Below are 20,742 nucleotides of genomic sequence, written 5' to 3' on the forward strand. Positions count from 1 at the left end.
GGGCCGGGCTCAGCACCGGACTCCCCACCGGACTCCCCACCGGGCGCCCCACTCCCCGGACCCGCACACCGAGCCAGCCGCCCCGCGAACCGCCCCGTCGGGGCCAGCGCRGCGACAGCGTGGGCGTCGGCCTCCGTGTCGACGTCGCGCAGGCGGGGCAGGTCGCGGATCCGCAGGCCCGCCGCCACGAGCCGGTCCCGCTGGACCGCCCCCGTCGCGGAGGTCGACATGGGCACGCCCCGCAGCAGAGCGGGGTCGGGGCGKGCCAGGCCGAGGGCCCAGAAGCCGCCGTCCTCGGCCGGGCCGAACCAGGCGTCGCAGCCGGCGAAGTCCACGGTGAGCAGCTCCGGCGTCACCTGCGGCGTGTCCATGCCGATGAGCAGGGCCGGGCCGGCGCAGCGCGCGAAGGCGTGCGCCAGCCGCTCGTCGAGACCGCCCGCGCACTGCGGCACGACGTCGAAGCCGGGCGGCAGCCAGGGGCCGGGCTCCCCGTCGAGGACCAGGACCCTGCGGTCGGCCGGGGTCGCCGCGACCGCGTCCAGAGTGTCGGCTAGGGAGGCCTCCGCGAGGGACGCGGCCTCCCGGGGCGTGAACGGCGGGGTGAGCCGGGTCTTGACCCGGCCGGGACGCGGCTCCTTGGCGATGACGAGGAGTGCGGTCACCGTACGCTCCTTCCGGCGGTCGGAGTCTCGCCGGGCTTTCCGGCGGTCGGAGTCTCGCCGGGCTTTCCGCCGGTCGGAGCTTCGCCGCCCCTTCCGCCGGTCGGAGTTTCGCCGCCCCTTCCGACGACCGAAGCCTCGCCGCGCCCTCCCACGGCCGAAGCCTCGCCGGGCCCTCCCACGGCCGAAGCCTCGCCGCGCCCTCCCACGGTCGGAGCCTCGCCGCGCGCCTCGCCCAGTACGCGGCTCATGTCCCTTACGGCCTGCCAGGTGCCGCGCCACGTGCCCGTCACCTTCGAGGCCCCGGTGCGCGCCAGATACGGCACGTCGAGCTCGGCGATCCGCCAGCCGGCGTCGGCCGCGCGCACCACCATCTGGAGCGGATAGCCGCTGCGCCGGTCGGTGAGAGAGAGGGCGAGCAGCGGCTCGCGGCGGGCGGCGCGCAGGGGACCGAGGTCGTGCAGCCGCAGCCCGGTGCGGCGGCGCAGCATCCGCGCGAGGGCGAGGTTCCCGGCGCGGGCGTGCGCGGGCCACGCGCCCCGGCCCTGCGGACGTCGCCGGCCGAGGACCAGGTCGGCCCCGCCGTCCCGCACCTCGCGCACGAAGGGCACGAGGAGCGACGGATCGAGGGAGGCGTCGCAGTCGCAGAAGCACACCACGTCCGCGGTGGCCGCGGTCAGCCCGGCGTGGCAGGCCGCGCCGAAGCCCCGGCGCGGCTCGTGCACGACGGTCGCGCCGAACGCGCGGGCGACCCGGTCGGAGCCGTCGGTGGAGCCGTTGTCGACGACGAGTGCGCGCCAGCCCGGCGGGATCCGTTCGAGCACCCAGGGCAGGGCCTCGGCCTCGTTCAGGCAGGGCAGCACCACGTCGACGTCGGAAGGTGTCGTCGTCACGGTTTCACCCTACGAACACGAATCGGGCATACCGGACTTCGGCTTCTTACGAAACGCGGACGTCGGCGGCCGAGGAGGCGTCCGGACAGGCCTTCGCCGGCGGTCCGGTGCGAGGCTGGAGCCATGCAGCAGCCCCAGCAGCACGAGGAGACCCTCGACGGTTCCCCGCGGGTCCTGGTCGTCGACGACGATCCGACCGTGGCCGAGGTCGTGGCCGGGTATCTGGACCGCGCCGGTTACGTCGTCGACCGTGCCGACGACGGCCCGGCCGCCCTCACCCGTGCCGACGCGCACTGGCCGGACCTGGTCGTCCTCGACCTGATGCTGCCCGGGATGGACGGCCTGGAGGTGTGCCGGCGGCTGCGGGGGCAGGGGCCGGTCCCGGTCATCATGCTCACCGCACGCGGCGACGAGGACGACCGCATCCTGGGTCTGGAGGTGGGCGCCGACGACTACGTCACCAAGCCGTTCAGCCCCCGCGAGCTGGTGCTGCGCGTGGAGTCGGTGCTGCGCCGCAGCCGGCCCGCCGTCCCCGGGCACCGGCTGGGGGCGGCCGGTCTGGCGGTCGACCCGGCAGCCCGCCGGGCCACCAAGAACGGCACCGAACTCGCTCTCACACTCCGCGAGTTCGACCTGCTCTCCTTCTTCCTGCGGCACCCGGGGCGGGCCTTCGGCCGCGAGGACCTGATGCGCGAGGTGTGGGGGTGGGACTTCGGCGACCTGTCGACCGTCACGGTCCACGTCCGCCGTCTGCGCGGCAAGGTCGAGGACGACCCGGCCCGCCCCCGACTGATCCAGACTGTGTGGGGCGTGGGCTACCGCTTCGATCCCACGGATCCCACGGATCCCACGGATCCCACGGATCCCACAGATCCCACGAGTGCGGAGGCCGCATCGTGAACGACACCCTCCTCATCGCCCTGTACGCCTTCGCCGGCGCCGCGACCACCGGCCTGGCCGGGGCCGGCGCGCTGCGCCTGATCCGGCGCCGCTCGCTCACCGCCTCGCTCGCCGTGGTCGCGGCGGTCGGGGTCGTCGCGATGCTCGCGGGCACGCTCGCCGTCGCCTGGGCGATGTTCCTCTCCCCGCACGACCTGTCCGTCGTCACGACCGTCGTCGCCATGGCGGCCGTCGTCTCCCTGGCCACCGCGCTGCTGCTGGGCCGCTGGGTCGTCGCCCGCAGCCGCGAACTCGCCGTGGCGGCACGCTCCTTCGGCGACGGCGGGAACTTCGCCGCCCCCGTAGGCCCGACGACCGCCGAACTGGACCACCTCAGCCGCGAACTGGCCGCCACCAGCGCCAGACTCGCCGAATCCCGGGAGCGGGAACGCGCGCTGGAGACCTCCCGGCGCGAACTCGTCGCCTGGATCTCGCACGATCTGCGCACGCCGCTGGCCGGCCTGCGCGCCATGTCGGAGGCCCTGGAGGACGGCGTCGCCGCCGACCCCGACCGCTACCTGAAGCAGATCCGCACCGAGGTCGAACGCCTCAACGACATGGTCGGCGACCTCTTCGAACTCTCCCGCATCCACGCCGGCGCGCTCGCCCTCGCCCCCAGCCGGATCTCCCTGTACGACCTGGTCGGCGACGCGCTGGCGGGAGCCGACCCCCTTGCCCGGGAACACGGGGTGCGGCTGGTGGGCGGCCGTATCGAGCCGGTGCCGGTGGAGGTGGACGGCAAGGAGATGAGCCGGGTGCTGGGCAACCTGCTGGTCAACGCCATCCGCCGGACCCCCGCCGACGGCACGGTCGCCGTCACAGCGGAACGCTCCCCCGAGGGCGTGCTGCTGTCGGTGACGGACGGCTGCGGCGGCATCCCCGACGAGGACCTGCCACGCGTCTTCGACACCGGCTGGCGCGGCACGCACGCCCGGACGCCCCCGGCCGGCGCGGGTCTCGGCCTCGCCATCGTCCGGGGGATCGTGGAGGCGCATCAGGGCCGGGCCACCGTACGGAACATCCCCGGCGGCTGCCGTTTCGAGGTGGTGCTGCCCGCCGCCGCTTCGTAACACGGGCAGCACCACCGGTCTTTCGCGAGCCGGGTCCCAGGAGACCTCGGCGGCTCCTACGCGTCCCGCATCCCGGCCCGCGCGAACTCCGCCATGCCCTCCTCGAACCCGGCCTCCGGCTTCCAGCCCAGCGCGTCCCGCAGCCGCGCGGAGTCGGCGGTGATGTGCCGTACGTCGCCGAGCCGGTACTCGCCGGTGACGACGGGTTCGGGCCCGCCGTACGCGGCGGCCAGCGCCCGGGCCATCTCGCCGACGGTGTGCGGGTCGCCGCTGCCGGTGTTGTACGCCGTGAGCCCGCCCGGGGCGGCCTCCGCCTCCAGCGCCACGGCATTGGCCCGCGCCACGTCCCGGACGTGCACGAAGTCCCTGCGCTGCCGTCCGTCCTCGAACACGCGCGGTGCCTCGCCCCGGGCGAGCGCCGAGCGGAAGAAGGAGGCGACACCGGCGTAGGGGGTGTCTCGGGGCATGCCGGGCCCGTACACGTTGTGGTAGCGCAGCGACACCGCCGAGCCGCCCGTGCAGCGGGCCCAGGCGGCGGCCAGGTGCTCCTGGGTCAGCTTGGTCGTCGCGTACACGTTCCTGGGATCGGCCGGGGCGTCCTCGCCGACCAGCCCGGGGACGAGGTCCGCCCCGCACACCGGGCACGGCGGCTCGAACCGGCCGGCGTCGAGGTCGGTGATGGCACGCGGCCCGGGCCGTACGAGCCCGTGCCGGGGGCACTCGTACCGCCCCTCTCCGTAGACCACCATCGACCCGGCCAGGACGAGACGCCGTACCCCCGCCTCCGCCATGGCGGCGAGCAGCACGGCCGTCCCGAGGTCATTGTGCGAGACGTACTCCGCCGCGTCGGCGACCCCGTCTCCGAGCCCGACCCTCGCGGCCTGGTGGCACACGGCGTCCACCCCGGCCAGGGCACGGCCGACGGCGGCCGGGTCCCGCACGTCGGCGCCGGCGTCCTCCCGCACGTCGAACACGACCGCCTCGTGTCCGCGCTCCCGGAGGGCGGCGACCACATGGGACCCGATGAACCCGGCACCGCCGGTGACCAGTACGCGCATACGGCCACGCTAGGCCCGCGACCTGGCCGCACCACGGGACCGCGCCCGTACGTCACGACTCCGTAAGATCGCGCCCGGTCACAGCGACGCGGTCTCCGACGCGGTCGCCCACGCGAACCCGTCCGGGTCGGTGAAGGGCCCGGAGTCGCCGTTGATCGTGAGCCGGTGCGATCCGGTGCCGTCGGGGGAGACGCCGACGAGCTTGGCCAGGCCCCGGCGCTTGTACAGCGCCAGCTTGACGGAGCCCGGCCCGGTGGCGAACTCGACGTACTTGCTGCCGAAGCTCTTCGCCACGGGGAGGCCGTGCTCGACGTAGAACCGCTTGCTGCCGGCCATGTCCTCGACCCCCAGCAGGAGCACGATCTCGTCGATCCGCCGGGTGGCCGGGCCGGTGTCCTTCTTCGACGACGACGCGATCTGCCAGATCGTCCCGTCCGGGGCCTGCACGACGCCCCCGTAGCCCCACAGCGACCTGGCGGCGGGCTTCAGCGTCGCGGCACCGGCGTCCACGGCGGCACCGACGAGGGCGTTGACGTCGGCCGGCTGGGACACCACGAGCGACAGCGTGAACCCCCGAAAGCCGGTCGCCGGCGCCTGTGAGGCCCGCGCGCGCACCTGATCGCCCAGCCCGAAGGCGCTGGTGTAGAAGCGGTGGGCGGCGGTGGGGTCGTCCACTTCGAGGGTGACGGATTCGATGGAAGTCATGACGTCGACGCTAGGCGCGGCACGGGACATCCGCTTCTCGAATCCTGACCGGAACGAGGAACACGACGGGGAAGACAACGAGGAACACCTCGCCGCAGCCCGTCGTCAGCGCACAGGCCGCCGCCCCGCGTGCCGGGACAGCCGTACCGCGAAGAAGATCACGTCGACGGCGAGGAGCATGATGCCGATGGCCAGGAGATAACCCAGGCCCTCCGCCGCCACGCCGATGATTCCCAGTACGACGGCCACGAGGACGACCAGAAGGAAGAGCGCCATCACCGCGGACCACCTCACCTGTGCCACGTGCGTACGGTCACCGGCGAGCGAGCCGGCGCTCGCCCCCCGCTCCCGGCCGGTATGTCAAGCCGTAGTGCTGGAAGATCTGCTCCTCCTGCTCGGCCGGAAGAACGTCGTCCATCCCGATCGACGGGGCTGTGCGCACCTGTCCCCTGGCGTGGGAGACCTTGACGTAACCCGGCCCGACAACGGCGTCGTCGAGGGGGACGAAGACCAGTCGCCGGCGCCCGGGCAGCCCGGTGCGGACGGTGGCCATGGCCGGTTCGTCGGTGGCGGTGTCCACATAGACCGCTTCGAACATGCCGATCCGGTGCTGCTTCGGATCGACCACCTCTTGGTCGCGCCATTCGCGGATGTCAGCTGAACGGATCATGCCCGTACTCCCTGTCCGGTCCCGCCGTTTCACCCTACTCCGGCCCGGGCCGGAGTACGGTGGGGAGGACGAGGACTTTCCGTATGCCGGAATTTTCCTTGCCGGAATCCCGACCGGTTCCGGACATCGCACACCCCGGGCACGCCTGTCACCCACCCAACGACCACACCCGCGAAAAGGTCACGCATTCGATCCGGGAACTCCCGTTCCCTCCCCGGAAACGGCGCACGCCGCAGCCCGGGCAACCCCTCATGAAGCCGGCAGGAGCCCTCATGACCACCGCGCCACAGCCCCCGCTCGCCTCCCGTCCGGACCTCCGGCTGCGTCTCGCACCCCGCAGCGGCATGCCCCGGCCCATCGACGGGGCGTGGTGGCCCCGCTCGTACGACCTGCTCGCGGAACTCCCGCCGCTGCTCTCCGGATTGCCGCGGGCGTGGGGCCACGTCACCAGCGTCACCGTCAACGGGGCGACGTGGCCGGCGGCACCCGGCCGGATGCTCGTCTCCAACCAGGTCGTACGACTGCACAGGGCCCTCGCGGCGTCCGCCCCGGACACCGTCGTCCTGCTCGCCCCGGGCCGGGGTCGCTGGGACCTGCTGGTGGTGCCGCCGGACACGACCGAGGAGGCGGCGGAACCGCTGATGGCGGCCGCGGCGAGCGATCAGGAGTGACCGCACCCGCCGGGCGCCGTCTCACTTCCGCCGGTGGCCGTCCTCCATGGAGCGGCTGGTGTCCAGCCAGGACCGTGCGGGTTCCGCCGCGCGGCCGGTGTCCACGGTGAGGTCGAGGCGGGTTCCCCCGTCGTGGCCCGCGGGGTAGCTGCGCTGCTCGGTGGCGGCGAAGCAACGGCGGAGAACCTCCGCGACCCGCCGGGCGACCTCGGGCGAGGCGGCGACGATGCGGACCTCGGCGTGCCCGTCCGAGGGTGGTTCCGTGGACTGCATGGCGACCTCGGAGTTCGATGTCCCGGTAGGAGACGGGCCGGTATGAGCCGGGCCGGTACGAGACCGGCCGGATCTTTCACTCTACTCCGGGCTTCCCGGCCGTCATCGGCCGGAGAGTACCGTGAGACGAGGAGGCCGCTCGGCTTCCTCATGCCCGGCAGGATTCCCCCGGCAGGCAGGCGAGAGCGATGTCCGACTCCGACTCCCCGCGTGTGAACAGGCTCCTGCCGGACGCCGTCCACCAGGCCGTGCGCCCCGGAACGGCCGTCGTACGGCTGGAGACGACTCACGAACGGCAGGGCGTGCTCGACGGGGCGTGGTGGCCGCGCTCCCGCGACATCGCCGCCGAGCTCCCCGGCCTGATCACCGCACTGACCGAGCACCTCGGGCCGGTCACCCGTGTCGGCCTGGACGCCGGTGCCTGGGAAGAGCTGCCGACGCGGATGACCATCGACGACCGTGTCGTCCACATCGACTCCTCCCCGGTCGGGGACGACACCGTCCTCATCACCCGGGGCGGGCAGGACCTCTTCTCCCTCCTCGTGGTCCCGCCGCACGCGACGCCCGACGCCGCGCGCGCCGCCATGACCGAGGCCGTCCGCTCCGGCAGCCTGACGCAGGCCGAACAGATCCTCGTCGACACCGGCACCGGGCGAGCGAACCCGAGTGCGACGGAAGTCCCGAGCGCGACGGAAGTCCCGAGCGCCCCCGGCGAATAGCCCGGGATCCGTACGGCCAGCCGGGCCCGTCCGGGGAGTACGGTGGAGCAACCGGGACATTTCGCGCACCGGCTGGAACCTCCTGGTGACCCCGGGACAGGCTGCCCGTATCAGCCGATGGGAAGGTGAGGACCGTGGAGATATTCGTGTCCGTGGCGGTGATCCTCGGGTTGATCGTTCTCGGTGTGTTCCTCATCCACCAGCTGAACTCACAGCACGGCGACCGCATCGCCGCCTTCCACTACAGCCGCTCCGGGCAGCCTGCCGCGGGACCGGCTCCGGCCGCTTCACGGAAGGCCCACGGCCGTGCGGGACCGAACAGCACCGGCCGCCGCCACGACCATCACGGGCCCGGCGGCCACGGGTGGTTCTTCTGGCGCCGCTCACGCAAGCAAGCCGGGTGAGCCCCACGATCAGGAGAGAACGACGATCAGGAGAGAACGACCTGTTCACCGCCCCGCTCGCGCATGCCGCGCCGGCCGTATGCGCGCACGACGGCCTCGAACGCGGCGTTGAAGGCGAGGGCATGGAGCAGGTGATCAGCCGGAATCGGCGACGGAACCCTCGGGCGCGCCGTGCCCGGCACGGCGGCGGTACTCGGCGTTGATGCGCTGAGCTTCCTCGAGCTGGTCCTCGAGGATGACGATGCGGCACGCGGCCTCGATCGGGGTGCCCCTGTCGACGAGTTCGCGGGCGCGCGCCGCGACGCGCAGCTGGTAGCGGGAGTACCGGCGGTGTCCGCCCTCCGAGCGCAGCGGAGTGATCAGACGGGCCTCACCGATGGCTCGCAGGAAGGCCGGGGTGGTGCCGAGCATCTCGGCGGCCCGACCCATCGTGTACGCGGGGTAGTCGTCGTCTTCCAGACGATCGCTGAGCGGGGTATCTGCTGTCATGTCACCTCGTAGTGCAACGCGTCGAGGGGCCCTGGTGCCGTACGGCACCAGGGCCCCGAAGGAAATTGAACACCATCTGTCGGCCCTAATGCTGCGCCGACCTTCTGTTTCCGCTACCGGCCCTGTGGGAGGGGGGATGCGGGGATCGCGGCTGCGTGACCGGGGACCACCTTCCAATCCGGGGTCTTGCGGTACCCGGCCGAGCACCGCTCGGGCCGGGCGATCCTGATGGCGTCTGCTCCTCCGTCCTTCTCTGCTCAGTGATCGTGTGTCAACGAGAAGAAGGCTAACTGCGCCGGAGCCCAATGTCTACTCTGACAAGAGCAGATTTTGTTCGCTGGTGGCGCGGATTGCCGGTGGCGGCCCGCAAGGGCGGGAGACGACGACGAGGGCCCTGCCGACGCGCGTCGGCAGGGCCCTCATCGGGATCGGGGTGGGCGGTGGTCCGCCCGTCCTCATGCGTCCAGGGGTGCGGCGCCGAGCAGTGCCGACGCGGTCTGGAGCGGAGTGGGGACGCGCACGGGCGCGGCCTCGGGGTGGTCGTGGCAGGTGAAGCCGAGGCGGGCCATGGCCCGGATGACTTCGCTGCCCGTGAAGTCGCGGCGGTCCTGTCGGGTGACGACCTGGCCCACCTGCTTCACGGGGTAGCGGCGGCGGCCGATGGTCACGGACTCACCCGTGACGATCTCGGGCGTGATGCCCTTCATCGAGGCCAGCACCCCGCTCTTGGTCAGGTCGAACGGGTACCGGGCGATGACACAGCGCATGATGCCCCCACAGGGAGAAGGAGAACGGCTGACCGGTCGAGACGGATCAGCAGGAGAGGGCGAGGACGCCCGGGGCCCGGCCGTGCTCGCCGACGGCGGCGGTCCGGGGGACGGGTGAGGCGAACGGTCCGTCGAGCACATCCCGCAGCCGGGTCCGGTCCGTGTACGTGGAACTGCCGCGGTGAACGACGAGTTCGGCCCGGGTGACCGAGCCCGTGCTCTGGTCGTCCCCGTCGCACAGGACGAGGTACTCGACCCGGGCACCGGCCATGACGGACAGGGCGACCTCGACGGTCATGTCGTCCCCGACCCGGGGGCCGGACGCGTCCATGGCGTCGACCAGGGACACGAGGGAGGGATCCACCTGCTGGCACTGCGTCTGAACCGGTGTCAAAGCTGCCTCCGCGGAGATGGGTGAGCTGAGGAGTGACGCGGCAGGCCTAGGCCGCCGGGTCGAAGGCGGACCGCTGCGCCCTGCGCCGCCCCGCCTGTCCGGTGGGTCGCCCCTGGGCGGGGCGGCTGCGGCGGCCCCGGGACGAGGGCGCCCCGGACGACCCGGCACGGCGGGGAGCCGGAGCCGGGGCGGTGATGACGACAGGGACACCGGACGGCGTCTGGGCACCGGTGATCCGGCTCAGTTCCGCTTCACCCGAACGCACCGGGGTGACCTGGGGCGTGATGGCGGCCGAAGCCATCAGCCGGGTCATGCTGCGGCGCTGACCGGGTGTCACGAGCGTGACGACGCTGCCGGACTCGCCGGCGCGGGCGGTACGGCCGCCGCGGTGCAGGTAGTCCTTGTGGTCGGTGGGCGGGTCCACGTTGACGACCAGGTCGAGGTTGTCGACGTGGATACCGCGGGCCGCGACGTTGGTCGCCACCAGCACCGTCACATGACCGGTCTTGAACTGGGCGAGGGTCCGCGTGCGCTGGGGCTGGGACTTGCCACCGTGCAGAGCCGCGGCGCGGACGCCGTTGCTCAGCAGGTGCTCGGTCAGCCGGTCCACGGCGCGCTTGGTGTCCAGGAACATGATCACCCGGCCGTCCCGCGCCGCGATCTCGGTCGTCGTGCGGTGCTTGTCCGCTTCGTGCACGTGGAGCACGTGGTGCTCCATCGTGGTGACCGCACCCGCCGACGGGTCGACGGAGTGGACCACCGGGTCCGACAGGTAGGTGCGGACCAGGCGGTCGACGTTGCGGTCCAGGGTGGCCGAGAAGAGCATCCGCTGCCCCTCGGGGCGCACCTGGTCCAGCAGCGCGGTGACCTGCGGCATGAAGCCCATGTCGGCCATCTGGTCGGCCTCGTCGAGGACGGTGATGGCGACGTCGTCCAGTCGGCAGTCGCCGCGGTCGATGAGGTCCTTGAGGCGTCCCGGCGTCGCGACGACGACCTCGGCCCCGGTCCGCAGCGCACCCGCCTGCCTGCCGATCGACATGCCGCCGACCACGGTGGCCAGCTTCAGCCGGACGGAGCGGGCGTACGGGGTGAGCGCGTCGGTCACCTGCTGGGCCAGCTCGCGGGTGGGGACGAGGACCAGGGCGAGCGGCTGCCGCGGCGCCGCACGCCGGCCCGCCGTACGGGCCAGCAGCGCGAGGCCGAAGGCGAGGGTCTTGCCCGACCCGGTGCGGCCGCGGCCGAGCACGTCACGCCCGGCGAGGGAGTTCGGCAGGGTCGCCCCCTGAATGGGGAACGGCACGGTCATGCCCTCGTGGCCGAGCGCGGCCAGCAGCGGCGCCGGCAGGTCGAGGTCGGCGAACGACTCGACGGCGGGCAGCGCGGGCGTGGTCGTCACCGGCAGCGCGAACTCCCCCTGGAGTGCGGCCGGCCGGCGCTCGTAGCCCTTGGAACGCCGCGGAGCGCCCGAGCCCTTGGCGGCGGACCCCCGGGAGCGGTCGTAGGAGCGGGTCGGGCGGGCGGTGCGTGCGCGGTTCAAGCGGAACCTTCCTCGATCTGAGCTGGTAGGCACGTAGCAAGGAATTTCCGCCGCGCAGATGAACGGCGCAGAGAATCGCGAGAACGAGCCGGAGATGATGGGCGCGGATTTAGTGTCACGCGCCCTGAAAAGCAGCGAGCTGGGGCCCGCACCCCAAGGTGCGGGCCCCAGCTGCGAAATATGCGTTGCTGCCGTGATGTCAGGCGGGAACGATGTTCTCGGCCGTCGGGCCCTTCTGGCCCTGCGCGATGTCGAAGGACACCTTCTGGCCTTCCAGCAGCTCACGGAAGCCCTGGGCGGAGATGTTCGAGTAGTGGGCGAAGACGTCGGCGCCGCCGCCGTCCTGCTCGATGAAGCCGAAGCCCTTTTCCGCGTTGAACCACTTCACGGTACCGGTAGCCATGTCAATTCTCCTTCGGAGACGATGTTCGGAATTCGCCCTGTGCGGATTCCGCGTCGCCGTGCTGATTACCCCGTAGGAAAATAAACCTTCTGGCAACCACACCTGCAACTGAGATCGACAGTAGCATGGCGCGACCGGCGCTGTGTGGATCAGTAATTCCGCCCCGTCCGGAGGTCGAGGAATACTCGCCGTGTGCCGCACCAATTTCTCATCTCGCAAAAACAGATATTGGTCCCGCGCGGACGCACTGTTCCTGCCACCACTTCCGGCCGCAGCCCCATGACCTCCCTCGATGGCCCCTGCGCCGCGGCCGTCCCCCTCAGCGGACGGGACGCCGACGAACGCGCCGAGAGCCACGATCGCGATGAAGGTCACATCGGCATACGGGTGACCCTCCTAGTCGGCGCGTGTGGCGGTCCAGCTGATGTGAGGGGGCTCGACGCGTGCGCACAGGGGGCCGCCCTGGGCGTCGGTCAGGCCGAGGCGGCCGACCAGCAGTCCGTCGCGTGCGGCGGCGGTGAGTACGTCCGCGGGGATGACGTCGAGCATCAGCTTGGCGCGGCGGAACATCGTGAAGACCCCCGAGTCGTCGACCGTGCCCCACGACAGGTAGATGAACCGTCGGCCCAGACGGTCCTGCACGTAAGGGCCTTTGATCTCGATGCCGGTCGGCGAGGTGCTCGTCGTGCACTCCAGTGTCCAGGTCGCGGACGGTGCGTCGGCGGGCTGGGGTTCGAGGAGCTCGGCCGGACGGTCGCGGCGTTGTACGGCGACGTGGACGTTGCCGTACGCGGGGAGCTTGCCGGGCAGGTCGACGGCGTCGATGCGGATGCGCATGGCGGCCATCATGCCGCCATCGGCCGCGCGGAGGTCATCCGGCCTCAGTGGTCGTCGCGGATGGTGGTCGCGATGCCGTTGCTGATCACGACCTCGGCGGTGAAGCCCTTCTTGGCGGCCGTCTCCAGTTCGGCCTCGGTGCACTCGCTGCCGCCCTGGCCGCCTTCACCCGTGTTCGTGTCACCGCAGATGTCGCCGAGCCCCAGATCTCGGTGTCCTCGGCGACCAGGAACTGCTGCTCGACGCCCTTCATGCCGGAGACCGTGTACTTGCCCGGAGCCAGGTAGGAGATGTTGCCGAACCAGGTTCCGTCGACTCCCTTGCCCTTGTTGGAGTGTCCTTCCGAAGGGGGAGTGGCAGGGAGTCGGCGGCGTCTGCGCCCGTTCCCGCTCTGTGCTGACCATGAGGAGCCCCCGAGCCCTCGGGTCGCACCCGTCTTCCCTTCAGGACACCGCCGTGGTGCGGCCGTGACACGGCAACACATCGGCTGTGGACGGCGGTTCGCCGACGCGTCGCCTTGCGTCACACGGCCGTGTGCCCTGTCACCGGCCGTTCCCCGGGCTGTAGGGCTGGAGGAGCTGGTCGACGGGTGCGTAGTCGTCGGTGAGCGGTCGGGCGTCGCCGATCCAGGACGTGAGGTCGTCGCCGGTGGCGATCTTCCAGCCGGTCTGCCGGGCGTCCAGCGCCTTCTGGGTCGCGCGCACGTCGACCGGCCGGTCGGAGGCGATCACCACCAGATTGCCGCCCAGGGCCGTGGCGGTCGGGTCGAGGCCGATATCGGCGGGTTCGCCGACGAGGGCGACGTGCTCGAACATCTCGCCGAGGGTGGCTGCTTCGGCACGCGCGAAGGCCAGATCACCGTGGTCGATGAGGTTGGCGACGTACAGGCCGTCCTCGTCGAGCACCCGCCGTACGTCGGTCATCGCTTCCACCGTGGTGAGATGCCACGGCACGCTGACGCCCCCGAAGGCGTCGCCGACGACGAGGTCACGGCTGCCGGCGTCCAGCCGCCGCAGGCCGAGCCTGCCGTCCTCGACACGTACGTCGATACCGGCTGCCGATCCCAGACCGAGCTGGTCGTGGTCGATGCGCACGACCCCGCCGTCGATCTCGGAGACGAGGCTGCGCGTCCCGGGCCGGGTGGCCGCGAGGTAGCGGGGAAAGGTGAGCCCGCCGCCGCCCACGTGGTGGGCAGCGAGTGGCTCACCCTCGGGAAAGGCGGCATCCACCACCGACGCCATGGCCCGGACGTATTCGAACTCCAGGAAGGTCGGGTCGTCGAGGTCGACGTAGGAGTGCCGCAGGCCGTCCAGGACGAGTGTGCGGCCGCTGTCCCGGTCGGGGTCCGCGACGACCCGGGCGCAGTGGTACCTGGTCTCCGTGTCGCAGCCGCCGGGCGCGACCGTGGTGGCGAGGCCGCCGGCGACGACCACGAGGGTCAGGGCGGGGGTGCCGCTCCACCCGCGCGTTCGCCACTGGACCAGCGCCGAGCCGGCCACCAGCAGGGTGCCCAGGCCGATCAGTATGCCGCTGACCGGCAACCGCGACACGAGAACGAAGCCGGTGAGGACGGTGCCGACGATGGCCCCGACGGTGCCGACGCCGGACAGCCGGCCGACGACCGTTCCGGTCTCGGCGAGGCTGGTGAGCCGCAACTTCGTCACGATCGGCGTCACCGCCGACAGCAGCGCGCCCGGCACGAGGATGGTCATCGACGCGATGAACAAGAGCACCGGTGGTGCCCACTCCCCAGTGGTGCGCAGCACGGCCGGTGTGAGCGCCACGACCGCTCCCGACACCCCGAGCGAGGGGCCCAGGAGCCGGCGTGGATCGACCTGGTCGGCGATGCGCCCGCCCATCCAGGAGCCGACGGCGATTGCGGTGAGGGCGATGCCGATCACCATGGTGCTGGTCTCGAGGGTGAGGCCGAGATAGGGAGCCAGCAGCCGCAGAGCGACGATCTCCACCACCAGGACCGCGGCGGAGGACCCGAACACCAGCACCGCGGCGGTACGGGGCCCCAGGCCGTCGTTGTGAGGTGTGCCCTCGGCGACAGGCGAGGAAGACGATCCGGTCACGGGCGACATCCTCGCACGCGACGGCGCGGGAATCTGCCGCACTCTCAGGGGTGTTGGCGGGCGATCAAGGGCCGAGGCGCACGACTGCGGCGAAGGCGAGGATTTCCCCCGCGCCTCCTGAGCGAGGCAGGCGTGACCGAGGAGCAGCCGGCCCGGCTGCGCTCCCCGATCGGTCTCGACCTCGGCGCCCGCATCCCCGAGGAGACAGCGATCTCCATCACCGCGGAGACCGTCGACCGCACCAACCAGGGAACGGGCCTGCCCTTGTCCCACCTGTCCGGCCCGATCCACCGGGACCGGGCGCTCGTGCCCTGATACATCTCACAGCCGGTTCGCAGCCGTTTCACACCCGTGGAGGGTCCCGGGACAGGCAGCCGAATAGGATGTGGACTCATGTCGAACCCTGATGAGCTGCTCGTCGCCATTTCCGCCGCGGTGGAATCCGAGCGAAGCAATCAGATGTCACTGACCGTGGTCGTCGGCGGCGCCGTCATCACCGGCCGGTTGGCTCCCGAGGCCGTGTGGAGGGAGCGGGTGGCGGAGGTCCTGAAGGACTCGGACCGCCTCGGCCCGTTCTCCGACGTCTTCACCCGCGGCCCACGCCAGAACCGGCCCGGCCACGGCGAGACCCCCACGCACCTGCACTTCCATCTCGCCCGGATCCTGCAGGGCAGTCTCGGAATCCCCGAGACGGGCGGCATGTACCGAGTCGCGATCAAGGACGTCAGCGCGTGGACCGTGGGCGACTTCAGCTACGACCAGTGAGTCGCCGCCCCCGCCCCCTTGCTCGACGGGGAGTTTCCCAGCGGATGCTCATCGCACGAGAGCCGGGACCGGCGGGCTGAGCGGGACCCGGGGTTCCGGCAGCGGCTGTTCACACACGTGCCCGGCCAGGTCCGGCCAGTGTGCCGTGAGGTAGAAGTGGTCGCCGCCGGGAAAGACCCGCAGCCGGAAGGGGCCACGCGTGTGCCGCTCCCAGGCGGCCGCCTCGGGGACGTCGACGACGGGATCGGCGTCCCCCACCAGAGCGGTCACCGGCGCGGTCAGGGGCCGGCCGGGGCGGTGGCGGTAGGTCTCCAGGGCCGTGTAGTCGCTGCGCAGGACCGGCAGGGCCATCGCCAGGACGTCGGGGTACCGCAGCAGCCGGGGGTCGGTGCCCCGGGTGCGGCGCAGTTCCTCGACGAGGCCGTCGTCGTCCCGGAGCCGGACGGCCCGGTCGCGCACCCGGTCGGGGGCCCAGGCACCGGAGACGATCAGGTGGGCCGGGCCGGTACCGGCGTCCTCCAGGCGCCGGGCCACCTCGTAGGCCACCACCGCGCCCATGCTGTGGCCCAGCAGGGTCAGCGGCCGGTCCGCGAGCGGGCGGACCGCCCGGAACGCGCGTTCCGCCAGCTCCGCCAGGTCCTCCACGCGCTCCTCGTGGAGGCGTTCCTGGCGGCCGGGGTACTGGACGGCGAGCATCTCGTAGGGCCCGGTGCGGTGGGTGCGGGTCGCGTCGGCCAGGGCGGCGGCCAGCGGCCGGTAGGCGCCGGCGCCGCCGCCCGCGTGCGGGAAGCACACGAGGCGGGCGGCGGGCTGCGTCGGCTCGGGGCCGAACCGGCGCAGCCAGGGCTGTGGCGTGTGCCTCGTGTGTCGGCGGGCCAGGGTGGCCGTCGCCGTTCCGGCGTCACATTCCACGGGTGTAGCCTCCGTCGATCGTCAGGCTCTGCGCGGTGATCGCGCCGGCCCGGTCCGACACCAGGAAGCCGACGAGGTCGGCGGCCTCGCGTGCCTCGACGAGCCGCCGCAGCGGAATGGACTTGCGGGCCTGGCGCAGCATGCGCTCGGAGTCCGCGCCGATCTCGTCCGCCTGGGCGGCGATCTCCCGGCGCAGCATGGGTGTGTCGGTCCAGCCCGGCAGCACGGCGTTGACCGTGATGTCGCGGGAGGCGAGGTCCAGTGCCAGGCCCTTGGTGTAGCCGATCAGGCCGTGTTTGGAGGCGCAGTAGGCGGTGTTGCGCATCTTGCCGGCCTTGCCGAGGATCGAGGACACGTTGACGATCCGGCCGCCCGCCGCCAGGTGCTCCAGGCAGGCGGCGGTGACGGCGAAGGTGCCGTGCAGGTTGATGTCCAGCACCCGCTGCCAGGTGTCCTCGTCGTCGGGTGCGTTCTCGTCGGCGACGCCGGCGCTGTTGACCAGGATGTCCAGGCGGCCCAGGGACCGCAGGGCGGCGCGCAGTTCCGCGCGCACGCGGTCGCGGTCGCGCAGGTCCACGGCCAGTGCGGTGGCCTGTGCCCCGAGGTCGCGTACCTCCTTGGCGACCGTCTCCAGCCCGTGGGCGTCCCGGTCGAGCAGGACGAGGTGCGCGGCCCCGGATTCGGCGAGGACGAGGGCCACCTCACGGCCGATGCCTCCGGCGGATCCGGTGACGACGGCGGTCCTGCCCGCCAGGTCGCCCGGTGCGGAGCGCCGGCCGAGCGGGGGGTTGTCGATGTCGTTCATGTGCCGGTCCCCTTTCACGCCATCTTCAGGCCGCCGTCGATGTGCAGGACCTCGCCGGTGGTGTAGGTGTTGCGCGGGGAGGCGAGGTAGGCCACGGCGTCGGCGATCGTCTCGGGCTCGGCGTAGCTCTTCACCAGCAGCCGGCCCATGATCTCGTCCTCGGCCCGGCCGCGGATGGTCTCCGTCATGTCGGTCCGGATCACGCCCGGGGCGACGGCGTTGACGAGGATGTTGCGGGAGGCGAGCTCCACCGCCATCGCCTTGGTGAACGCCTCCAGTCCGCCCTTGGCCGCCGCGTAGTTGGACTGGCCGCGGCCGGGCTTGGAGGCGGCGGAGGAGGAGATGTTGACGATCCGTCCGTAGCGCCGGCGCAGCATCACGCCCGCCGCGGCCTGGACCATGAGCATGGGGGCGACGAGGTTGGTGTCCACGACGTCCCGGATGTCCTTCAGGCTCTGGTTGACCAGGAGTTCGTCGCGGGTGATGCCGGCGTTGTTGACGAGTACGTCGAGCCGGCCGAAGGCGGCGCGGACGCCGGAGACGACCTGGCGCGGTACGTCCGGGTCGGAGACGTCGCCCTGGATCAGCTCGACCCTGCGGCCGAGCTTCGCTATGTGTTCGGCGACCTGTTGCGCCTCGTCGGTCGCGCTGCGGTAGTTGAGCGCGATGTCGCATCCTTCTTCGGCGAGCTTGACGGCGATGGCCCGTCCGATGCCGCGGCTGCCGCCGGTCACCAGTGCCACCTGGCCCTCGAATTCCATGTCGCTGACGTCCTCTCGAGTCGGGCTCACACCGAGTGCGCGCTCTTGTAGTCGGCCAGCCGCAGCCCGTGCGCGTCGGCCAGCGCGGCGATGTCGATGACCTGCCGGCGGGTGATGTTCCCGTAGGAGTAGTGCCGGTCGAGTCCGGCCAGGCCCATCAGCGCGGTCTCCGCCATGCAGGCGAACAGCTGGCCCGCCTCCAGGAAGGCGCGCGCCGAGGGGTGCAGGCTCTCCCCGCCCGGGGTGGCGACGATGCCGCCGAGCATGTACGCCAGGTCGGGGCGCTGCTCGGTCAGCTCCGGGACCGCGTTGTTGGGCACCGCGATGTCGCAGACCACGGCGTCGGGGGCGAAGTGCTCGCCGGTCAGGAACGGTTCGGGGCTGTTCGAGGCGGCCAGCACCAGCTGGGCCTCGCGCACCGCGTCGGTGCTCTGGCTGATGGTCAGGAACGGGTCCTCGCCGTACCGTTCCTCCAGGTACTGCGCGATGGCCCGGCCCCGCTCGGTCTCCTCGGCGGGCGGCTCCTCGGCGAGCCACTTGGTGATCAGCGGCTCCTCCGCCAGCCGGGCCGGGATACCGGTCAGTTCACCGCCCTCGGCGATCCGCGACCAGCACTCCCGGTAGATGCCGTGCACGGTGTTGCGCAGTCGCCGTACCGAGCCGTCGCGGCCGCTGCCGACCAGGACGATCCGGCGCAGCCGCTCGGCGAACAGCTGGCTGTAGACGGAGGCGATGTTGCCGGCCGCGCCGACCACCGCCAGCGTGGAGTCGGCGAGGGTGAAGCCGCGGTCGTGCGCGCCGCGTTCCATGGCCTGGACGCCCATCGCGACGGTCAGCGCGTTGCCGGAGGTCAGCGCGATGCCAGGGACCTTCAGCGAGGTGCAGTTGTTGGTCACGATGGAGGTGTACATGCCGAGGCCGGCGACCTCGCAGCCGTCCTCGCGGGCCGCCCGCACCCGCTCCTCGACGTCCGCGCGGATCCCGGTGACGTCCCCGGAGGCCAGGTAGCGGCCCATCTGCTCGGAGCCGACCATGAGCGGGTAGAGCGCGAAGTCCACGGCACTGCCCAGCGGCGAGGTGATCCGCACCGCCGGGTAGGGCGCCGCCTGTTTCACCGGCTCCATGCCCAGGACGAAGGAGCGCAGCGCGGTGTCGCCGAGGTCGGCGAGCGCCGGGTCGACCTGCCGCAGATGGGCGGGCGTGATCAGGTGGTTGACGAAGGCCACCTTGCGCACGGGCCCGCTCACCGGCCGCGGCTCGCCCTGCTCGTAGGGGGCCACCGCGCCCCGGAAGTCGCGGATCTCGGTGCGCGGCTTGGGGATCGTACGGTCGGTCGCGGGGTGGACGAGGTGGAGCGTGTCCTCGTAGCGCAGGATGCGGCACAGCCGCTCCAGGGCGCCGCGCAGCCGCTCGATCTCCTCGTCCGTGAGGTACGCCGACGGCTGGATGCGCAGGACGTTGCCGGCGCTGCCGGTCGGCGCGATGCGGATGCGCTCCTCGCGCAGCAGATAGCCGGAGAGCAGATAGCCGAGCGCCCCGGTGTAGGCGCCGCCGCGCAGCACCATCGAGCGGGCCTCGCCCTGGTCGCGCAGCTGAAGGCCGATGAACAGCCCCTTTCCGCGGACCTCCTCGATGACGTCCGGGTACTGCGCCCTGAGGTCCTCCAGCATCCGGGTCAGCCGTTCGCCTCGCTCGGTGACCTGCCGGTACACGCGGCCGTCGTCGGCCTCCAGCATCTCGACGACCTTGCGGGCGACGGAGGAGGAGAAGTCGTCCATCGCGAAGGTCGAGCTGTGGATCAGGTCGAACTCGCCCTGGTAGAGCGACTTCCGGACGAGCATGGCGGAGATCTTGGCGAGTCCGCCGCCCAGCGACTTGGACAGGGTGTAGTAGTCGCCGCGCAGCCCGATCAGGGAGCTGGCCAGGAAGGCGCCGCAGCGGCCCATGCCGCTCTGCACCTCGTCGATGATCAGCGCCGTGCCGACGCGGTTGCAGAACAGCCGTACGGCCCGGCCCTGTTCGGTGGTCAGCGCGTGGATGCCGCCCTCGCCCTGCACGGGCTCCAGCAGGAAGGCGGTCACGACCGGCAGGTCCCGCTCGACCAGGCGCACCCGGTCGTCCACGACCTCGGTGTCGAGCAGCGTGACCCGCTCGTCCTCGGCGATCCGCTCCAGCGTCTCCGGCCGGCCGAGCTCGTCCATGGGCACGAACCGGACCCGGGTGCCCAGGTTCTGGAAGGGCGCCCGGAAGCCCGCGTTGTAGGTGAGCTGGACGCTGCCGACGAGCTTGCCGTGGAAGGAGCGCTCCAGGGCGAGGAACAGCGGCCGGGTGGCGAGGGCGGCCGTGTTGTGGGCGCCGACGGCCGCCAGCAGCCCGTCGATCCCGTCGGCGGGGGTGGCCCGCCCGCGCACGCCGGGCTGCTGGAAGGCGTCGGCGTCGATGCGCGCCTCGCCCCGGCGGACGGCCTGCCGGGCTTCCTCGGCGTGCGCCGCGACCTCGTCGGCGAGCTCCGTCACCCTGCGCACCCGGACCAGCTCGGCGTGCTTGACGGCCGCCTCGACGGCCTCCGCCCCGCTGTTGCCGAAGGTGGCCACGTAGGGCTCTTTGGCCGAGGTCTCCCGGCGTACGACGTCACTGAGCGCGGCGCCGAGCCGGCCCGCCTCCTCACGCAGCGAGAACTGGGCGTGCACGGCCCGGTTGCCGTCCAGCAGCGCCTTGGCGTGCGCGACGAGCTCGGGGTGGTTGTGCCCGAGGATCAGCGAGCCGTAGCCGCCCATCAGGTCCAGGACGGGCACCAGTTCCCCCCGCTCGTCGCGGTGGTACATGGTGTTGCCCTCGGCGCGTTCGTACTCGACGTCCAGTCCCAGGGCGGTGAACACCCGGCCCATCCGGGGCTGCACGTAGTCGGTGAACTGTGACATGGCTGGTGTGCC

At 72.1% G+C, this 20,742-nt stretch carries 23 protein-coding genes and 2 pseudogenes; 7 read left to right on the forward strand and 18 right to left on the reverse strand.

The window, feature by feature from the left end; all coding sequences use genetic code 11:
• Positions 1-662 (reverse strand): TIGR04282 family arsenosugar biosynthesis glycosyltransferase (locus CA983_RS01610; RefSeq protein WP_244206565.1); only part of this gene is annotated, 662 nt, incomplete at its 3' end.
• Positions 663-880: 218 nt separating this feature from the next.
• Positions 881-1,552, reverse strand: a pseudogene (locus CA983_RS01615) (glycosyltransferase family 2 protein); the annotation flags it as partial.
• Between the two features lie 123 nt (positions 1,553-1,675).
• Here CA983_RS01615 and CA983_RS01620 point away from each other — a divergent pair.
• Complete coding sequence (locus CA983_RS01620) at positions 1,676-2,452, forward strand: response regulator transcription factor (RefSeq protein WP_244206568.1); 777 nt, start codon at positions 1,676-1,678, stop codon at positions 2,450-2,452.
• Complete coding sequence (locus CA983_RS01625; RefSeq protein ID WP_086599056.1) at positions 2,449-3,561, forward strand: sensor histidine kinase; 1,113 nt, start codon at positions 2,449-2,451, stop codon at positions 3,559-3,561. Before CA983_RS01620 ends, CA983_RS01625 begins: the two co-directional genes overlap by 4 nt.
• Before the next feature lie 56 nt (positions 3,562-3,617).
• On the opposite strand, the gene CA983_RS01630 is transcribed toward CA983_RS01625, so the two are convergent.
• From CA983_RS01630 to CA983_RS01640, 4 genes are all read right to left on the reverse strand, one after another.
• Positions 3,618-4,619, reverse strand: coding sequence for an NAD-dependent epimerase/dehydratase family protein (locus CA983_RS01630; RefSeq protein WP_086599057.1), 1,002 nt, complete (start codon positions 4,617-4,619; stop codon positions 3,618-3,620).
• A 78-nt stretch (positions 4,620-4,697) separates the two neighbouring features.
• Complete coding sequence (locus CA983_RS01635; RefSeq protein WP_086599111.1) at positions 4,698-5,324, reverse strand: VOC family protein; 627 nt, start codon at positions 5,322-5,324, stop codon at positions 4,698-4,700.
• Positions 5,325-5,429: 105 nt separating this feature from the next.
• Complete coding sequence (locus CA983_RS45705; RefSeq protein WP_143645432.1) at positions 5,430-5,627, reverse strand: hypothetical protein; 198 nt, start codon at positions 5,625-5,627, stop codon at positions 5,430-5,432.
• Positions 5,628-5,637: 10 nt separating this feature from the next.
• Positions 5,638-5,994 (reverse strand): PRC-barrel domain-containing protein, encoded by a 357-nt coding sequence (locus CA983_RS01640; protein ID WP_086599058.1) that lies wholly within the window; start codon positions 5,992-5,994, stop codon positions 5,638-5,640.
• A gap of 272 nt (positions 5,995-6,266) precedes the next feature.
• Between CA983_RS01640 and CA983_RS01645 the strand changes: the two genes are divergently transcribed.
• Positions 6,267-6,665: a DUF5994 family protein gene (locus CA983_RS01645; protein ID WP_086599059.1), complete on the forward strand. Its 399-nt coding sequence runs from the start codon at positions 6,267-6,269 to the stop codon at positions 6,663-6,665.
• A gap of 21 nt (positions 6,666-6,686) precedes the next feature.
• On the opposite strand, the gene CA983_RS01650 is transcribed toward CA983_RS01645, so the two are convergent.
• The gene (locus CA983_RS01650) at positions 6,687-6,938 is read right to left on the reverse strand and encodes a hypothetical protein (RefSeq protein WP_086599060.1); all 252 of its coding nucleotides are present in this window, start codon (positions 6,936-6,938) and stop codon (positions 6,687-6,689) included.
• Between the two features lie 188 nt (positions 6,939-7,126).
• Between CA983_RS01650 and CA983_RS01655 the strand changes: the two genes are divergently transcribed.
• A complete protein-coding gene (locus tag CA983_RS01655) occupies positions 7,127-7,657 on the forward strand; it encodes a DUF5994 family protein (RefSeq protein WP_086599061.1) in 531 nt (176 codons plus the stop codon).
• A gap of 134 nt (positions 7,658-7,791) precedes the next feature.
• Positions 7,792-8,061 (forward strand): hypothetical protein, encoded by a 270-nt coding sequence (locus CA983_RS01660; RefSeq protein WP_086599062.1) that lies wholly within the window; start codon positions 7,792-7,794, stop codon positions 8,059-8,061.
• 135 nt (positions 8,062-8,196) lie between these two features.
• On the opposite strand, the gene CA983_RS01665 is transcribed toward CA983_RS01660, so the two are convergent.
• The 7 genes from CA983_RS01665 to CA983_RS01700 form a co-directional block, all read right to left on the reverse strand.
• Positions 8,197-8,550 carry a helix-turn-helix domain-containing protein gene (locus CA983_RS01665; RefSeq protein ID WP_086599063.1) on the reverse strand — a complete coding sequence of 118 codons (354 nt, stop codon included), beginning with the start codon at positions 8,548-8,550 and terminating at the stop codon, positions 8,197-8,199.
• A 455-nt stretch (positions 8,551-9,005) separates the two neighbouring features.
• A complete protein-coding gene (locus tag CA983_RS01670) occupies positions 9,006-9,317 on the reverse strand; it encodes an SCO5918 family protein (RefSeq protein WP_086599064.1) in 312 nt (103 codons plus the stop codon).
• 46 nt (positions 9,318-9,363) lie between these two features.
• Entirely contained in the window at positions 9,364-9,711 is a 348-nt protein-coding gene (locus tag CA983_RS01675) for a CBS domain-containing protein (protein WP_167407312.1), read from the reverse strand.
• Positions 9,712-9,757: 46 nt separating this feature from the next.
• The gene (locus CA983_RS01680; RefSeq protein ID WP_086599065.1) at positions 9,758-11,248 is read right to left on the reverse strand and encodes a DEAD/DEAH box helicase; all 1,491 of its coding nucleotides are present in this window, start codon (positions 11,246-11,248) and stop codon (positions 9,758-9,760) included.
• Between the two features lie 199 nt (positions 11,249-11,447).
• Positions 11,448-11,651 (reverse strand): cold-shock protein, encoded by a 204-nt coding sequence (locus tag CA983_RS01685; protein WP_030730357.1) that lies wholly within the window; start codon positions 11,649-11,651, stop codon positions 11,448-11,450.
• Between the two features lie 396 nt (positions 11,652-12,047).
• Positions 12,048-12,488 carry a DUF5990 family protein gene (locus CA983_RS01690; protein ID WP_244206570.1) on the reverse strand — a complete coding sequence of 147 codons (441 nt, stop codon included), beginning with the start codon at positions 12,486-12,488 and terminating at the stop codon, positions 12,048-12,050.
• A gap of 542 nt (positions 12,489-13,030) precedes the next feature.
• Positions 13,031-14,566: a fused MFS/spermidine synthase gene (locus CA983_RS01700; RefSeq protein ID WP_107500187.1), complete on the reverse strand. Its 1,536-nt coding sequence runs from the start codon at positions 14,564-14,566 to the stop codon at positions 13,031-13,033.
• A 111-nt stretch (positions 14,567-14,677) separates the two neighbouring features.
• Here CA983_RS01700 and CA983_RS01705 point away from each other — a divergent pair.
• Together CA983_RS01705 and CA983_RS01710 are read left to right on the forward strand one after the other, a co-directional pair.
• Positions 14,678-14,881: pseudogene (locus CA983_RS01705) on the forward strand (XdhC family protein); the annotation flags it as partial.
• Positions 14,882-14,959: 78 nt separating this feature from the next.
• On the forward strand, positions 14,960-15,331 hold the full coding sequence (locus CA983_RS01710; RefSeq protein WP_086599068.1) for a hypothetical protein: 372 nt from the start codon (positions 14,960-14,962) through the stop codon (positions 15,329-15,331).
• Between the two features lie 48 nt (positions 15,332-15,379).
• Here the strand turns inward: CA983_RS01710 and CA983_RS01715 are convergent, their stop codons facing one another.
• From CA983_RS01715 to CA983_RS01730, 4 genes are read right to left on the reverse strand one after another with little or no spacing between them, the layout of a single operon-like run.
• Entirely contained in the window at positions 15,380-16,243 is an 864-nt protein-coding gene (locus tag CA983_RS01715) for a thioesterase II family protein (protein ID WP_244206572.1), read from the reverse strand.
• Positions 16,233-17,048 (reverse strand): SDR family NAD(P)-dependent oxidoreductase, encoded by an 816-nt coding sequence (locus CA983_RS01720; protein WP_086599069.1) that lies wholly within the window; start codon positions 17,046-17,048, stop codon positions 16,233-16,235. The genes CA983_RS01715 and CA983_RS01720 overlap by 11 nt, the downstream gene beginning before the upstream one ends.
• Positions 17,049-17,062: 14 nt before the next feature.
• Positions 17,063-17,809 (reverse strand): 3-oxoacyl-ACP reductase family protein, encoded by a 747-nt coding sequence (locus CA983_RS01725; RefSeq protein WP_086599070.1) that lies wholly within the window; start codon positions 17,807-17,809, stop codon positions 17,063-17,065.
• A 26-nt stretch (positions 17,810-17,835) separates the two neighbouring features.
• Positions 17,836-20,730: an aminotransferase class III-fold pyridoxal phosphate-dependent enzyme gene (locus CA983_RS01730; RefSeq protein WP_086599071.1), complete on the reverse strand. Its 2,895-nt coding sequence runs from the start codon at positions 20,728-20,730 to the stop codon at positions 17,836-17,838.
• Between the last annotated feature and the right edge of the window lie 12 nt (positions 20,731-20,742).

The organism is Streptomyces swartbergensis, from assembly GCF_002148965.1.
GTDB lineage: Bacteria > Actinomycetota > Actinomycetes > Streptomycetales > Streptomycetaceae > Streptomyces > Streptomyces swartbergensis.

Excerpts from the sequence above, each read along its gene's own strand:
- CA983_RS01620 (WP_244206568.1), top strand. The coding sequence starts at position 1,676 with ATGCAGCAGCCCCAGCAGCACGAGGAGACCCTCGACGGTTCCCCGCGG.
- CA983_RS01630 (WP_086599057.1), bottom strand. The coding sequence starts at position 4,619 with ATGCGCGTACTGGTCACCGGCGGTGCCGGGTTCATCGGGTCCCATGTG.
- CA983_RS01635 (WP_086599111.1), bottom strand. The coding sequence starts at position 5,324 with ATGACTTCCATCGAATCCGTCACCCTCGAAGTGGACGACCCCACCGCC.
- CA983_RS01640 (WP_086599058.1), bottom strand. The coding sequence starts at position 5,994 with ATGATCCGTTCAGCTGACATCCGCGAATGGCGCGACCAAGAGGTGGTC.
- CA983_RS01645 (WP_086599059.1), top strand. The coding sequence starts at position 6,267 with ATGACCACCGCGCCACAGCCCCCGCTCGCCTCCCGTCCGGACCTCCGG.
- CA983_RS01650 (WP_086599060.1), bottom strand. The coding sequence starts at position 6,938 with ATGCAGTCCACGGAACCACCCTCGGACGGGCACGCCGAGGTCCGCATC.
- CA983_RS01655 (WP_086599061.1), top strand. The coding sequence starts at position 7,127 with ATGTCCGACTCCGACTCCCCGCGTGTGAACAGGCTCCTGCCGGACGCC.
- CA983_RS01665 (WP_086599063.1), bottom strand. The coding sequence starts at position 8,550 with ATGACAGCAGATACCCCGCTCAGCGATCGTCTGGAAGACGACGACTAC.
- CA983_RS01670 (WP_086599064.1), bottom strand. The coding sequence starts at position 9,317 with ATGCGCTGTGTCATCGCCCGGTACCCGTTCGACCTGACCAAGAGCGGG.
- CA983_RS01685 (WP_030730357.1), bottom strand. The coding sequence starts at position 11,651 with ATGGCTACCGGTACCGTGAAGTGGTTCAACGCGGAAAAGGGCTTCGGC.
- CA983_RS01690 (WP_244206570.1), bottom strand. The coding sequence starts at position 12,488 with ATGCGCATCCGCATCGACGCCGTCGACCTGCCCGGCAAGCTCCCCGCG.
- CA983_RS01710 (WP_086599068.1), top strand. The coding sequence starts at position 14,960 with ATGTCGAACCCTGATGAGCTGCTCGTCGCCATTTCCGCCGCGGTGGAA.
- CA983_RS01720 (WP_086599069.1), bottom strand. The coding sequence starts at position 17,048 with ATGAACGACATCGACAACCCCCCGCTCGGCCGGCGCTCCGCACCGGGC.
- CA983_RS01725 (WP_086599070.1), bottom strand. The coding sequence starts at position 17,809 with ATGGAATTCGAGGGCCAGGTGGCACTGGTGACCGGCGGCAGCCGCGGC.
- CA983_RS01730 (WP_086599071.1), bottom strand. The coding sequence starts at position 20,730 with ATGTCACAGTTCACCGACTACGTGCAGCCCCGGATGGGCCGGGTGTTC.